Raw genomic sequence first — 14403 nt, 5'->3', positions numbered from 1 at the left:
CAGCTGCCCTGTAATCGCTACAGATCGGACAAAATCACAAACTTGCCGACACGCTCACCCAAGTTCAGGCCTCCTGCCATTCCCATCCACTCGACAATTCTCTCCGTTTGGTCAATGTCCGTTATTGTATGCCCGCTGCGAGAAGCCGAGAGTCCGCAAACCACCCCCTACCCGGCACAAAGTGCGGAACTCGCAGGCCGGGCCCGAGGATGACGGTCGGTGCGTCTTGCCTCTCTTGCCGGCCAGACGCTGCCTAAACCGGCCGCTGGTGGCCGAGAAGGGAGCGTGGAGGGCCTAAAGACCACACTGCCCTTCCCCAAGCTTTGGACCTGCCAACGGGATGGTTTGGCCCTGCGGACGCTACAAGTCTTTTTCGGCCAGTTCTCGGAAGGCGTCGGGGACGGATTTTTGGGGGCCGAGCTGGGTGATGGCGTAGCCGATGGCGGTGCGACCGAAGCGGGTGCGGGCCTGGTCCATGGCGCGGTCGGCGGTCCAGCGCGCGAGGCCGATGGGCGTGCCGGGGCGGTGATTTTCGTCGGGGAGGTTGAGAGGCAATTCGAGCTGGATGTGCGGTTGCGGGCCAATGTGGGAGACTGAAATGGCGAGCAGCGTGATGTACTTTTCCCGCGGGTGTTCGACGAGCGCGGCGCGCACGAGGTCCTCGGCGATTTCGGCGACGATGAGGGTGGCGGAGACCGGCGCATCCAGGGTGAGCGAACGGGTAATGGCCCGCATGTCGGCAAAGCGGATGCGGACCGTAACGGTGCGCCCCACAAGCGATTTGGCACGCAAGCGGGCGGTGACGCGGTCGGCCAGATGGCGCAGGACGGGCTTATAGACTTCTTCAGTCGCTGGCCTGCGGCCCAGAGCCGACTGGGCGCCGGCAGAGCGGGCGCTGTGGCGGGTCTGGACGGCGCGACTGTCGCGATCCCAGGCAAGATCGGCCAGTTTTTCGCCCATGGCCTCGCCCAGCAGGCCGCGCAGGGATTGGCCAGGGGTGTTGGCCAATTGGCCAATCGTGGTGATGCCCTGTTGCCTGAGACGGGCTTCGGTGACCGGGCCGACACCCCACATGAGGCCCACGGGCAGGTCATGGAGGAAGGCCAGCTCCGTCCCCGGCTCAACAAGGACCAGACCATCGGGCTTGGCGACCTGGGAGGCGACTTTGGCCAGGTGCTTGGTGCGCGCGACGCCGACTGAAATGGGCAGGCCCAGTTCCTGACGGACCCGTTCGCGGATGGCGATGGCGATCTGCTCCGGCGTGCCGAAAAGATGCGTGCAGCCAGCCACATCGGCAAAGGCCTCGTCGATGGAAATGCGCTCAATCAACGGGGTGTAATCGCGCATGATGTCGATCGCGGCGTCGCCGAGCCGCTGATACTGGTCGAAATGGCCGGGAGCAAAAATCAGATGCGGGCAGAGTTCGCGCGCGCGGCGCCCGGACATGCCACCGCGCACACCGAAGGCCTTGGCTTCGTAAGACGCGGCCAGCACAACCCCGCCGCCAACGGCCATGGCCTTGCCGCGCAGGTCCGGGTTCAGCAATTGCTCAACCGAGGCGTAGAAGGAATCCAGATCGGCATGAAGAATGGTCGCTGCGGCAGCCATAGCGTCACCCGTGCGATATTTGTTCTTATTTTGTTCCTTTGGCTATCCGCTTGTCAACGGTCTAGTCGGGGTGGCACACAGGGACATGGCGATCGGCAGTCGGGGAGATGGGAACGGCATGGTGAAAGGGTTTCTCAGCGATGGTCCCGAAGATGCCGCGGTGACCCTGTTGCTGGGGCATGGTGCGGGTGCGCCGATGGATTCGGCGTCGATGTCAGCGGCAGCCAAGGCGCTGGCGGCAGAGGGTTTTCGTGTCGTGCGGTTCGAGTTTGCCTATATGGCGGCGCGGCGCAGCGGCGAAGGCCGCAGGCCGCCGCCCAAGGCCGAAAAGCTCATGGGCGAATATCTGGCGGTGGTGGATCAGCTGGCGCCGCGCGGCGGGCATCTGGTGATTGGCGGCAAATCGATGGGCGGACGGGTGGCCAGCATGGTCGCGGATGAGTTGTTTGCGGCCGGGCGCATTGCCGGCCTCATCTGCCTTGGCTATCCGTTTCATCCACCCGGCAAGCCGGCGCAATTGCGGACAGCGCATCTCGAGGCATTGCAGGCCCCTGCCCTGATCGTTCAGGGCACGCGGGACGAATTCGGCACCCGGGACGAGGTGCCGGGCTATGGCCTATCGCCGGCGATCGAGCTGCTCTGGCTTGAGGATGGCGACCACGACCTCAAGCCGCGCAAGGCGATTTCAGGGTTTTCCGCGGCGCACCATTTGCAGAGCATGGCCAGAGCCGTGTCCGCATGGGCCGCGCGGGTGGCGAAATAGCGGGTTCAGGCCATCGCCTTGCCGGCATGATGCCGGCCGATGGGCACGATCATGGGCGTGTTGGAGACCGGATCGACCACCACGCGCGCGGTCATGCCGAAGACGTCCTTGACCACGGCTTCGGTGACGACATCGACCGGGCGGCCTTCGGCAACGATCCTGCCGGCCTTCATGGCCACGATGTGGTCGGCATAGCGGCAGGCCAGGTTCAGATCGTGCAGGACGACGACGACGGTGCGGCCGCGATGCCGGACGAGATCGGTGAGCAGGTCGAGCACTTCGACCTGGTGGTTGATGTCGAGAAAGGTGGTGGGTTCGTCGAGCAGCAGGAGATCGGTCTGCTGCGCCAAAGCCATGGCGATCCAGACGCGCTGGCGCTGGCCGCCGGAGAGTTCATCGACGGGGCGATCGGCCAGTTCGGCGGTGTCGGTGGCGGCCAGGGCCTCGGCGACAGCGGTGTCGTCTTCGGGCGTCCAACGACGGAACCAGCCCTGGTGCGGATAGCGGCCGCGGCCGACCAGGTCGGTGACCGAAATGGCATCGGGGGCGATGGGGCTTTGCGGCAGCACGCCGAGAATGGTCGCCACCTGGTGGGTCGGCATCTGGTGGATCGGCTTGCCATCGAGATAGACCGCGCCGCGGGTCGGGGTCAGCAGGCGGGCGAGGCCGCGCAGCAGGGTGGACTTGCCGCAGGCATTGGCACCGACAATCACGGTCAGCTTGCCCGGCGGCAGGGTCAGGTCGAGCGCCGAGACGATCTGGCGTTCGCCATAGGCGAGATCAAGACCGGCGGCGAGGAGCTGGTGATTTGCGGACATGATCGTTTCTCGTAAGCTTAGTTGACCCGGCCAGAGCGGCCCGAGGCCATGAGCAGCCATAGCAGGAACAGGGCGCCGCAGGCACCCGTGACGACGCCGACGGGCAGTTGCACCGTGGGCAGAAGGTGTTGCGCCAGCAGATCGGAAACCAGCATGACCAGCGCGCCGACGAGGGCGGCCTGGGCAAAGCCGCGCCCTGCCCCCTTGAGCAGGCTGCGGGCCAGGGGGCCGGAGACAAAGGCGACAAAGCCGACAGGGCCCACGGCGGCAGTGGCAAAGGCGGCAAAGCCAACAGCCACCAGCATCAGGCCAAGGCGGGTCAATTCGACCGGGGCGCCGAGCGCGCGCGCGGTATCGTCGCCCAGTTCCATGGCATCGAGCGCGCGGACCAGCCCGATCATCAGCGGAATGAGCACCAACATGGCGCCAGCAAGAACGATGGAGTCGCCCGGACGGGCGGCGTTGAGACTGCCCACCAGCCAGGCCATGGCCTGCTGCACCTCGTTGAGGCGCGCGCGGGTGAACAGATAGGAGATGACGGCGGCCAGCATTGCCGCCATGCCGATGCCGATCAGCACCACCCGGAAGGCCGTGACACCATTGCGCCAGGCCAGAAAATAGATCGCCAGGGCGGTCAGGACCGCGCCGCCAAAGGCGCCGAATGACACGGCAAGCCCAGACCAGCCCAGGATGATGATGCAGAACACGGCGGCGGCACTGGCGCCATGGGCGATGCCGATAATGTCCGGGCTGGCCAATGGGTTACGCAGAAGAGTTTGGAAAATGATTCCGGCCAGGGCGAAGCTCGCGCCGGAGAGCACGGCCAGAATGGCGCGCGGCAGGCGGACCTGCAGGACGATGAAATCGACACTGCGATCGGCGAGGCCGGTCAATGGCGACAGCAGCGACTGGATAATTCCCGAGACCGGCACTGGATAGTCGCCAAGATAGAGCGCCAGGGCGAAGGCCGCCAGCAGGGCCAGGATCAGGCCGAGCAGGACGCTGCGCCGGCGCATGGCCGCAGACTGCCGCACGGCGATGATGCGCGAGGTGTCGAAAACGGCGCTCATAGCGCAGCCAGCTTGCGGCGCCGGACCAGCGCGATGAAGAAGGGGGCACCCAGAAAGGCCGTGACGATACCCACCTGCACTTCGCCGGGTGGTGCGATGACCCGGCCCAGCACGTCGGCACCAAGCAGCAGGATGGGGGCCAGCAGCATGGAATAGGGCAGGATCCAGCGATAGCCGGGGCCGGTGATGGCGCGGGCCACATGGGGCACGGTGAGGCCGACAAAGGCGATGGGGCCGGCCGCGGCCGTGCTCGCCCCGGCCAGAATGACAGCGGCGAGACCGGCCATGCCGCGGGAGAGGCCAATGCGCTGGCCCAGGGCCCTTGCGACGTCATCGCCCATGGACAGACCATCGAGCAGGCGCGCCGTTCCTAGCGCCAGGATCATGCCGACGGCCAGGAAGGGGGCGACCTGCAGAGCGATGTCCATGGACCGGCCGGACAGCGAGCCGACCTGCCAGAAGCGGATTTCGTCCAGCGTTCGCGGGCTGGTGAGCAGGATGGCGTTGATGATGGAATGAAGCACGGCGGTGATGGCAGCGCCAGCCAAAGCGAGCTTGACCGGGGTGGCGCCTTCGCGCCCGAGCGAGGCGACTGAATAGACCACGAGCATGGCGGCACCTGCCCCGGCGAATGCCATCCAGGCATAGGTCGAAAGCTGGGTCATGCCCAGCACAGCGACGCCAAGAACCACGGCAAGCGCGGCGCCGGCGTGGATGCCAAGAATGGAGGGGTCAGCCAGAGGATTGCGCGTGGCCCCCTGCAGCACTGCTCCGGCAAGACCAAGGGCAGCCCCGACCATCAGGCCAACCACGGTGCGCGGCATGCGCAAATCCCAGATAATCCGGTGTTCGGTGGCGTTGGGATCGAAAGCGACCAGGGCGGTCCAGACATTTTCAAGCGGTATGGCGCGGGCGCCGGTGGCGAGCGAGAGCATGGCGATGACAGCCAGTGCCAGGCCGAGCAACAGCAGGCCCAGCGTCAGCCGGGCCGCCTTTTGTGCACGATTGCCTGCCAGCTCACTCATGGTGCCGGATCAGGGCGCCAGATTGGCGTCGGCAGCGTTGATGGCAGCGGTGAGCTTTTCCAGTTCGCTGGCATAGGCGGCATAGTTGCGCAGCCAGAAGGCGGGCCAGTCGGTGACCTGTCCGGCTTCGGCGGCCTTCATCAGGGTCCAGGTGGGCTGGGCCAGCGCCGTTTCCATGGTCGTTGCGGAGCGATTGTCGACCAGGATCAGATCGGGCTGGTACTTGTCAGCGTTTTCCCAGGACAGGGTTTCCCAATAGCCCCGGTCATCGGCCACTTCGGGGTCGATAAGATCGAGGCCCCAGGATGCGAAATCCATCAGTTCCGAAGAGCCTTGGGTGGCTGCCACATAGAGCGCATCCGTCCCGGCCCATACGGCCAGCGCGGTCAGATCCGGCTTGGCGGCAACGGCGGCCTTAAAATCGGTCAGTGCGGTCTCGAAAGAGGCCTTGTCTGCGGCAATGGCGGGGGCCGACAGATCGGCGCCAAGGCTCTGGGCGAGTTCCTCATAGTCCTCGATCAGGGTGAGGATGGAGGCCCCCTGCTCGGGGCCGGTGATCGGTGCAAGCGGCGAGAGCGCAGTGACGACATCAGCACCGCCGGACCACGTCGTCTCCAGCGGCCAGAACTCAGCAACGATCAGGTCAGGGTCGAGGGCGGCGGCCTTTTCAATGTCAACTTCGCCCCAGGCCTGACCGATGATTTCGATGCCCGAGAGGTCGAGCCCCTGCAAGGCCTTGGCATCGGCGACGGCGCTATCGGCATAGATACCTACCGGGCGGATGCCAAGCGGGATAAGGCCGGCCGCTGCATCCTGGCTGACGATGATGCGCACCGGCGTTTCATCCAGCGTGACCACCTCGCCATCACCTCCCACAAAGCTCCATTGTGCTGCTGCGGGCAGCGTGGCGCCAGCGAACAGGGCGAATGCGACCATAGTGGAGCGGAGCATGACGGACCTTTCAGGAGCGGGAAATTTCCCGTTCCCTAGACCCCATAAGATGAGCGGTCAAGTCATGTTAATGCGCGGGCCGACGAAATTTGGTGCGCAACACGAATCCACTGCCTGGACAAGCCAAGCTGTGAAATTCGACAGGTGCAACAAGCCCTTTCCAGGCTAGACCGCGGGATCCGCCGGGCGACGATACTGATAGATACCGACGTCGATAGCGCTCTCGGTAAACCCCGCCTCGCAGTAGGAAAGGTAGTAAACCCATTTGCGCCTGAAGGTTTCGTCATAGCCGAGCGGTGCGATCATCGGCCAGCGCTCAAGAAAACGCTCGCGCCAGAGTCGCAGGGTGCGGGCATAGGACTGGCCAAAGGTTTCCACCTGTTCGAGCACCAAACCGTAACGGGTGCCGAACTCCTGCATGACCGTCTTGGTCAGCAACATGCCACCGGGAAATATGTAACGCTGGATGAAGTCCGGTCCGGCCTTGTAGTTATCGAAATCGCGCTCCTGGATGGTGATCGCCTGAATGGCGGCGGTACCGCCAGGCTTGAGGCGGTCATGCAGGGTCTGGAAGTAGCTTGGCCAATTGTCTTCCCCGACCGCCTCGATCATTTCGATAGAACCGATATGGTCGAACTGCCCCTGGGTGTGGCGATAATCCTCGAACACGAGGGTCGCATATTGCTCCAGCCCCTGCCGCTTGAGCCGTTCGAGACCGAATTTCAACTGCTCGGCAGAAAGAGTGATACCGCGCAGATTGGCCTTGTAGTCACGCGCAACGGTCTCGGCAAACCCGCCCCAGCCACAGCCGATTTCGAGCACCGAGGCGCCTTCGGTAATACCGGCCATGTCGGCAACACGATGATATTTCGCTAGCTGGGCCTCTTCCAGGCTTTGATCCCCGGATGTGAAGACCGCCGAGGAATAGGTCATCGAGGGATCAAGCCATTGGCCGTAGAAATCGTTTCCGAGATCGTAGTGCTCGGCGATGTTCTTCTTTGAGCCTTCCAGCGTATTGCGGCGCGAGAGATGGTAGTGCAGATCGGCGGCGGCGCGGCGGAAGAAGCCCTTGCCGGCCTGATCGAACATTTCCCGATTCTGCAGGAAGAAGCGGAACAGCGATGTCAGGTCGTCCGATTCGATGTCGCCATTCATGTAGGCCGCGGCAAAACCGACTGTGCCGCGCTGCATGGCCTCGGAAATGACCTTGAAATTGTTCAATCGCAAGGTGGCATGCTCGCCAGAATTGCCCTGCCCCACCGTTCGTGTGCGCCCGTTGGGAAAGACCACGGTCAGCGAGCCGTGCATAGGCTTGCCGACGAGGGAAACGCCAATTCGTTCTACCAGCCAGGACGTCAGATTCGTCCAGAGCGAAGTGCCAGTCTGAGAGTGTTCGACGGCTGTTTTTGTCATTGTGCCGCTTGGTCCAACTTTAGCAAGAAAATGGCGGCGCAACGCGTGCCCGTCGCCAAGCATGAATGTCTTATTGGCCCTGCCAGTGAGGCGTCGCCTCCCACAGGACACCAGGAGATAGTTTAGCCCTCGCAATCGGATATGCAAGTCGCCTGACACTTTGAGGCGACCATAGGGCCCATAATCCAAGGCAATACGCACGCAATATGGGATCAGATCTGTACTGGATCAACGCGGGGGGCGGGCAATGTCAATCAGCCGGAATTGGGGCTGTTCGCGGCCCTGGTAGTGATCGATCGACAGGCCGCCGGCAAAATGCAGCGGGCCTTCACTATCACGCATCAAGGTATCTCCCAGGGCCGTGCCGGCAGCCCTGAAAGCGATGGCCTTGAGCTTGGCGCCGTCGTCTGAGGCCAGCGAAAAACTGATATGGCCGCCCTTGCCTACAATTTGCGGGAAGCGCGCACGATGGGCGGGAAAAGCGAAGACCGGTGAGGGATTGCCCGCGCCATAGGGTCCCGCCCGCTCCAGATTGTGCAGCAGATCGATATTGGCGCCGCGCGCGGTCAATGCCGCGTCGATCTTAAGCGCGGAAGCGGCGCGGGCGACCCCGACACTGGCGCTGAGCTTTTCAGCAAGGAACGCCCTGAATGGTCCGAGATCGCCGGGGCGCAGGCTGACACCGGCCGCCATGGCATGGCCACCACCCTTGGGAATAATGCCAGTTTCAACGGCCTGGATGACGGCACTGCCCAGATCGACGCCCGGCATGGATCGGCCCGAACCGGTGCCGGTGCCATCGGGATTGAGGGCAATAGCGAAACTGGGACGCTCGAAGCGTTCGCGCAGCCGCGCAGCAATCAGGCCGACCACGCCGGGATGCCATTCGGCAGAAGCCAGAACCAGGACGGGCGGCCCTTCGCCGCTGCCGATCTCGGCTTCGGCAGTGGCGGCGGCCTGCTCAACGGCCTCGACTTCAATACGCTGCCGTTCGCCATTGAGCTCGTCGAGCTGGGCGGCGATAACCATGGCCTGATGCTCGTCATCCAGGGCGAGGAGGCGCGTCCCCAGGGCCGCGTCGCCAATGCGCCCGCCGGCATTGATGCGCGGGCCGATGAGAAAACCGAGATGATAAGGATTGAGCGGGCCACTGGCCCGAGCCGCCAGCGCCAGGGCTGAAAGGCCGGGTTTCTCGCCACGCCGGGCGACCTCAAGACCCCGGACCACAAAGGCGCGATTAAGGCCGGTCAGAGGGACGACGTCGCAGACCGTGGCCAGCGCCACCAGATCAAGCAAGCCCAGCAGATCGGGTAAACCGGTATCACCGCGGTTGCGCAGAGCACGATTGACGGCCACCAGAACCATGAAGGTGACGCCGGCAGCGCAAAGATAGCCCAGGCCGGAAATGTCATCGGGCCGGTTGGGATTGACCAGGGCATCGGCGGGGGGCAGGCCATGATCGGCCAGATGGTGGTCGATGACCAGAACGTCGGCGCCCTTTTCCCGGGCGTGGGCGATGGGGCCCTCACTTGTGGTGCCACAATCGAGCGTGATGATCAGGCTGGCCCCGGCATCGATCAACTTGTCCATGGCGGCACTATTGGGGCCGTAGCCCTCAAAGATGCGGTCGGGAATATGGACCTGGGGTTCGATACCGAAATGCCTCAGGAAGCGCATCATTAGGGCGCAGGAGCAGGCGCCGTCCACATCATAGTCGCCAAAGAGGGCGACCGATTCATTGTCGGTGATGGCCCTGGCCAGGCGCTCGGCGAGATCGTCCATGCCGGCCATAGTCGAGGGGTCGGGCATCAGTGCCCGAATCGTGGGCTCGAGATAGCTTTCAGCGGCTTCAAGGCTCACCCCCCGGCCGGCCATGATGCGCGCCAGGATATCGGGGATGCCGGTCCGCTGACCAATGGCCGTGGCATTGCGCGCCGCGCCCGTGTCGAGCCGATCCACCCAGGCGCGACCGGAAACCGATTGGGTGATGTCGAGAAAAGGACGCGGGGTTTCAGGCATGGCTGAGGGTTATGGGATTTCGAGTTGGGTGGAAAGGGGTTAACGGCGAAGAGGCCCCTCACCTGCCCTTCGGGCACCTTCTCCCACAAGGGGAGAAGGGTGGCAACGCGTGCGCTGCTACCGCGCGTGGCGCGCCTTGATCCAGCGCGTGGTCTGGCTCCAGCTTCGCATGACGACGGTTGAGGTTTCGACCCAGCCGCGCCGCAGGCGGACGCCGTCAGCGAGTGAGCCGTCAGTGACACCGGTGGCGGAAAACAGCACATCGCCGGAAGCCAGTTCGGTCACATCGTAGATGCGGTTGGGGTCCGTTATGCCCATCTCGTTGGCGTGCATGCGCTTGTCGGGCGTATCGAGGATGAGCTTGCCCTGCATCTGCCCGCCGATGCAGCGCAGGGCCGCGGCGGCCAGCACGCCCTCGGGCGCGCCGCCGGAACCGAGATAGATATCAACTCCGGTATCGGCCGTGTTGACGGCATGGATGACGCCCGCGATGTCGCCGTCGCTGAGCAGCTTGACCGAAACACCGGCCGTGCGCAGTTCTTCGAGCAGGCCGCCATGGCGCGGACGATCGAGCACGATGGCGGTGATTTCGGAGATCGGCACGCCCTTGGCCTTGGCCAGCGCCTTCACATTCTCGGTCGCCGACCATTCGATATGTACGGTTTCGGGGGGGTATTCGGCGCCGATGGCGATCTTGTGCATATAGACGTTGCGCGCGACGTTGAGCAGGCCGCCGCGCTCGGCCATGGCGAGCACGACAAGCGAATCGGGCTGATTCTTGGCGCAGAGGGTGACGCCTTCAAGCGGATCGACAGCAATGTCGACCTCCGGGCCCTGCCCCTGCCCTACCGACTGACCGACAAAAAGGTTATCGCATTCAAACTGCTCGCCCTCGCCAATGACGATGCGGCCGGAAATGGCGACTTCATCCAGTTCAGCCTTCATGGCGGCGACGGCGGCATCGTCGGCAGCCTTTTCATTGCCCTTGCCGCGCCATTCGGCTGCCGCGATAGCGGCCCGCTCGGTGACCCGCACCATTTCAAGCGTCAAGGTGCGATGCAGATTGGCAGGATCGCGACCGTCTTCGACCTTGCTGAGCTTCATGTTTCCCCCTGAAGCTCTTCCGGTCAGGTCAGAGCTTTTCGATGCGTATCAATTGTGGTTCGCCGACTATGAACCCATCATCGGCTATCTGTGCAAGCGCTTCGCGTACCGATGATTCCAAAGTCTGTTGGGTAATCATCACCACGGTGCGCGCCGGCGACCCGTCGGGCGCGATGGCTTTGGCACTCAAATCGGACCGCTGGATGACAGAATCGATGGATATCGACTTTTCCCCCATGCGCGTAGCGATTGCGGCAAGGGCACCCGGCACATCCTTGGCACTGAGGCGGATATAGAAGCCGCCTTCGTGGGCGCGGTGCGGCGCCTCGCGATAGGGCAAGAGTTCGGCGCTGGGCACACCGAGCGGTGGTACGCGGGTGCCGCGAGCGATGTCCAGAATGTCGGACAGCACCGATGACGCCGTGGGCGGGCCGCCGGCGCCCGGACCGGCCAGCAGCAGCTCATGGACGTGGTCGGTCTCGAGGGCAATCGCGTTCATCACCCCGTCGACGCCGGCGATGGCGCTGCCCTTGGGCACGAAGGTGGGATGGACACGCTGCTCGATGCCGCTTTCGGTGCGCTCGGCAATGCCCAGCAGCTTGATCTTGTAGCCGAGTTCGGCGGCCACCTGGATATCGTGCTGGGTGATATTGGAAACGCCCTCCACCCGCATCTTGTCAGGAGCGATCTCATAGCCGAAGCACAGGGTCGAGAGGATCGAGAGCTTGTGGGCGGTATCGAAGCCTTCCACGTCAAAGGTCGGGTCGGCCTCGGCATAGCCAAGGGCCTGGGCGTCCTTGAGGCAGTCGGCAAAGGATATGCCTTCATTGCCCATGCGGGTGAGGATGTAGTTGCAGGTGCCGTTCATGATGCCAAAGACCTTGGCGATACGAGCAGTGCCCAGGCCTTCGCGCAAGGTCTTGATGACCGGAATGCCCCCGGCCACCGCAGCCTCAAAGCCGAGTTGGGCGCCCGATTCTTCGGCAAGGTGTGCCAGGGTGACGCCGTGCTTGGCCAACAGCGCCTTGTTGGCCGTCACCACCGGGCGGCCGATCTCCAGCGCGGCCTTGACCGACGCAAAGGCCGGGCCATCTTCGCCACCGATCAGTTCGACAAACAGGTCAATGCCGTCCCATTTGGCCAAGGCCACCGGATCGTCGAACCATTCGAGGCCGGAAATATCAATGCCACGGTCGCGCGAACGCGAGCGGGCGGCAACAGCGACAACTTCCAATTGGCGGCCAAGTTTTCGCGTCAGCTCGGCGCTGTCCTTTTGCAGGATGCGCACCAGCGTGGCACCAACATTGCCCAGACCGGCAACGCCGACGCGCAGCGGCGCCTGCGTGTCTGTATCCCCCAATTCGGCCATGGCCTTGAGGATGCGCGTGCGCGTCTCGCTGCGCGGTTCGCGTCCTTCGCGCAGGTCGAATACGAACAGCGGATCGCCGGCAACGATGCGGCCGAAACGCGTAGGCGTCCAACCCCTTGCAGAGATGAAGGATTCGACGGCTTGGCGGAAAGACTGGATATCGCTCATGGTGGCGACATGTGCATAGGAAATCGCCTAGCCGTCAATAGGAGTTGTCACAGGAAAATGGGCCGATCGCATGACCGGCCCAAATCGATCTATTCCGACCTGGCGGCCGCTGCGGCCCGCCCGACCTCGGCGATTACCTCGGGGAACCCCCACCGCAGAGAGGCCGGAGTGATGGCGCCGCTGACAGCCATGGTCAGCTCATCGCCGATCAGATTGGTAAAGGCGCCCTTGCCCACCAGGGGTGAAAGCTGGATCAGATCCATGGCGAAGAAGTCATCGGCCGATTGCTGGTTTGAAAAGAAGCTGAGCAGCATATCGGCCGGAATGCGGTCGAAATTCTCGTAGCTGAGGAAATACGAGATCTTGCTGTCCGTGACGGCAGCGCCCTCTGCCTCGCCGGCCGGCACCATGCCGATATCGGCGAAAAGCTGCACCCGGGGGTCCCCCTCGATGCGCACAGACACCTGACCGTCATTGCGGTTGACGATATTGGCAAAGATGGTGCCTTCGATGGCCGGATAGGCATCGCGCTGTTCAATCATCCAGGCAGAGGTCTCGGCGACCAGGGCCTCGGCCTCTTCGGACAGGCCGAGTGCCTGGCCGGTCATGGCCACCACTTGTTGCCAGGTGGCGAACCATGGGCGATCCGGAAAGGCGACGACGGGCGCAATATTGCTCAACGTCGCATATTCGTCTTCGGTCAGGCCCGAATAGGGAGCGATGATGACATCGGGGGCAAGCGCGGCGATGGCCTCAATCGGTGGCTCCGAAGAATTGGGAAGGACCACCGGCAGGTCCATGCCCTGTTCGGCCAGAGCCGCCTCAGTCCAGGGCAGCACGCCATCTTCCCCGCCACCATAGGCAAAGAAGGGCATGCCGACCGGCGCGACGCCGAGATCGATCACCACATCCTGGGCCGACCAGCCCCAGGTGACAACGCGGGCGGGTTTGGCTTCGATGGTAGTGGTGCCCAGCGCATGCTCGATGGTTACCGGGAAGGTATCGGCGGCGAAAGCGGGCACGGCAAGGGTTGTGGCCGCCAGAATAAAGGCGGTCGGGATTTTCAACATAGTCTGCTTCCAGTTGTTTGGTCTTAGTTCTGACCGGCTTTGACCGCGTCGGCGATCAGCTTGATGTATTGCGGATAGCCCCATTTCAGCGACAGGGCGCTCGGCGGGGAGATGGCATTGATGAGCTCGGCTCCAATAACGTGGGCAACGGCCCCTTCCTGCACCTGGGGATGCAAAGCGATGACAGGATTGCCGAAGAAGGCGGCATCGTCCTCCGCCGTCTCGAAATAGGAGATCAGTGCGTCGGCGGTGAGCTGTTCAAAGCTCTCAAAGCTGAGGGAGAAGAAGAAGTTCTCACCCTGGGCCAGTTCGGTCACGCTGGGGGCCGAAACCAGGCCGGCATCGACCAGGAATTTCACCCGGCTATCGAGATTGGCATAAACGGCCACTTCGCCATTGTATTCGGCCACGGTGGCAAAGTTGGCGCCCTGGACTTCGGGGTATTTGGCCGTCTCGTCGACGATGAATTGCTCAAGTTCGTCGACCAGCGCTTCGGCCTCGGTCTTCTTGCCCATAGCCTCACCGGTGATGGTGATGGTCTGCTGCCAGGGGGTGCTCCACGCCGTTTCCGGAAATGCGACGACCGGTGCAATGCCGCTGAGCACCTCGTATTCTTCGGCAGTGAGGCCGGAATAGACCGCGATGATGAGGTCTGGTTGCAGCGCGGCGATGGCTTCAATTGGCGCGTCGAACCCATCCGGCAGGATGGTCGGGAAATCGGCGCCAAGCGCGGCGACCGCGTCCTTGGTCCAGGTCAGGGCGCCATTCTCATCGCCACCATAGCTGAAATAGGGAATACCAACTGGCACCTCGCCCAGCGCAATCACGGCATCCTGCGCGGCCCAGCCCCAGGTGACGATACGCTGCGGTTTGGCGGGAATGGTCGTCTCGCCATAGGCATGGGAAATGGTGACGGGGAAGGATTGCGCGTGGGCAGCGGCGGCCAAGCCAAAGGCTATGGCCAAGGACAGAAAGAGGGAGCGGAACGACATGGATCACCCTTTGGCTGGAGTTGGTCCTCCATA

12 protein-coding genes are annotated in these 14403 nt (G+C 63.5%); 1 reads left to right on the top strand and 11 read right to left on the bottom strand.

What is annotated here, in order from left to right:
* Nucleotides 1-360: 360 nt before the first annotated feature.
* Entirely contained in the window at nt 361-1608 is a 1248-nt protein-coding gene (gene dinB / locus DDE76_RS09270) for a DNA polymerase IV (protein ID WP_104894545.1), read from the bottom strand.
* Between the two features lie 118 nt (nt 1609-1726).
* Between dinB and DDE76_RS09265 the strand changes: the two genes are divergently transcribed.
* On the top strand, nt 1727-2371 hold the full coding sequence (locus DDE76_RS09265; protein ID WP_104894546.1) for an alpha/beta hydrolase family protein: 645 nt from the start codon (nt 1727-1729) through the stop codon (nt 2369-2371).
* A gap of 5 nt (nt 2372-2376) precedes the next feature.
* Here DDE76_RS09265 and DDE76_RS09260 read toward each other — a convergent pair whose 3' ends face one another.
* The 10 genes from DDE76_RS09260 to DDE76_RS09215 all read right to left on the bottom strand — a co-directional run bounded on the left by DDE76_RS09260 (nt 2377) and on the right by DDE76_RS09215 (nt 14370).
* Nucleotides 2377-3189: an ABC transporter ATP-binding protein gene (locus DDE76_RS09260; protein ID WP_104894547.1), complete on the bottom strand. Its 813-nt coding sequence runs from the start codon at nt 3187-3189 to the stop codon at nt 2377-2379.
* 17 nt (nt 3190-3206) lie between these two features.
* Nucleotides 3207-4259 carry a FecCD family ABC transporter permease gene (locus DDE76_RS09255; protein ID WP_104894548.1) on the bottom strand — a complete coding sequence of 351 codons (1053 nt, stop codon included), beginning with the start codon at nt 4257-4259 and terminating at the stop codon, nt 3207-3209.
* On the bottom strand, nt 4256-5284 hold the full coding sequence (locus DDE76_RS09250) for a FecCD family ABC transporter permease (protein WP_104894549.1): 1029 nt from the start codon (nt 5282-5284) through the stop codon (nt 4256-4258). The genes DDE76_RS09255 and DDE76_RS09250 overlap by 4 nt, the downstream gene beginning before the upstream one ends.
* A gap of 9 nt (nt 5285-5293) precedes the next feature.
* A complete protein-coding gene (locus tag DDE76_RS09245) occupies nt 5294-6235 on the bottom strand; it encodes an ABC transporter substrate-binding protein (protein WP_104894550.1) in 942 nt (313 codons plus the stop codon).
* Between the two features lie 165 nt (nt 6236-6400).
* Nucleotides 6401-7648 carry an SAM-dependent methyltransferase gene (locus DDE76_RS09240; protein ID WP_104894551.1) on the bottom strand — a complete coding sequence of 416 codons (1248 nt, stop codon included), beginning with the start codon at nt 7646-7648 and terminating at the stop codon, nt 6401-6403.
* A 228-nt stretch (nt 7649-7876) separates the two neighbouring features.
* Nucleotides 7877-9667 carry a single-stranded-DNA-specific exonuclease RecJ gene (gene recJ, locus DDE76_RS09235; protein WP_104894552.1) on the bottom strand — a complete coding sequence of 597 codons (1791 nt, stop codon included), beginning with the start codon at nt 9665-9667 and terminating at the stop codon, nt 7877-7879.
* Nucleotides 9668-9784: 117 nt separating this feature from the next.
* Complete coding sequence (gene glpX / locus DDE76_RS09230) at nt 9785-10771, bottom strand: class II fructose-bisphosphatase (protein ID WP_104894553.1); 987 nt, start codon at nt 10769-10771, stop codon at nt 9785-9787.
* 28 nt (nt 10772-10799) lie between these two features.
* On the bottom strand, nt 10800-12140 hold the full coding sequence (locus tag DDE76_RS09225; protein WP_245891860.1) for a homoserine dehydrogenase: 1341 nt from the start codon (nt 12138-12140) through the stop codon (nt 10800-10802).
* Nucleotides 12141-12397: 257 nt separating this feature from the next.
* On the bottom strand, nt 12398-13378 hold the full coding sequence (locus DDE76_RS09220) for an ABC transporter substrate-binding protein (RefSeq protein WP_157955733.1): 981 nt from the start codon (nt 13376-13378) through the stop codon (nt 12398-12400).
* A 23-nt stretch (nt 13379-13401) separates the two neighbouring features.
* Nucleotides 13402-14370, bottom strand: a complete 969-nt coding sequence (locus DDE76_RS09215; protein ID WP_104894556.1) for an ABC transporter substrate-binding protein — start codon at nt 14368-14370, stop codon at nt 13402-13404.
* Nucleotides 14371-14403: the final 33 nt, after the last annotated feature.

The organism is Devosia indica (assembly GCF_003056405.1).
In the GTDB taxonomy this organism is placed as follows: Bacteria; Pseudomonadota; Alphaproteobacteria; order Rhizobiales; family Devosiaceae; genus Devosia; species Devosia indica.
The sequence above is the reverse complement of the archived record's forward strand: the minus strand, read 5'-3'. Positions and strand labels throughout refer to the sequence as shown.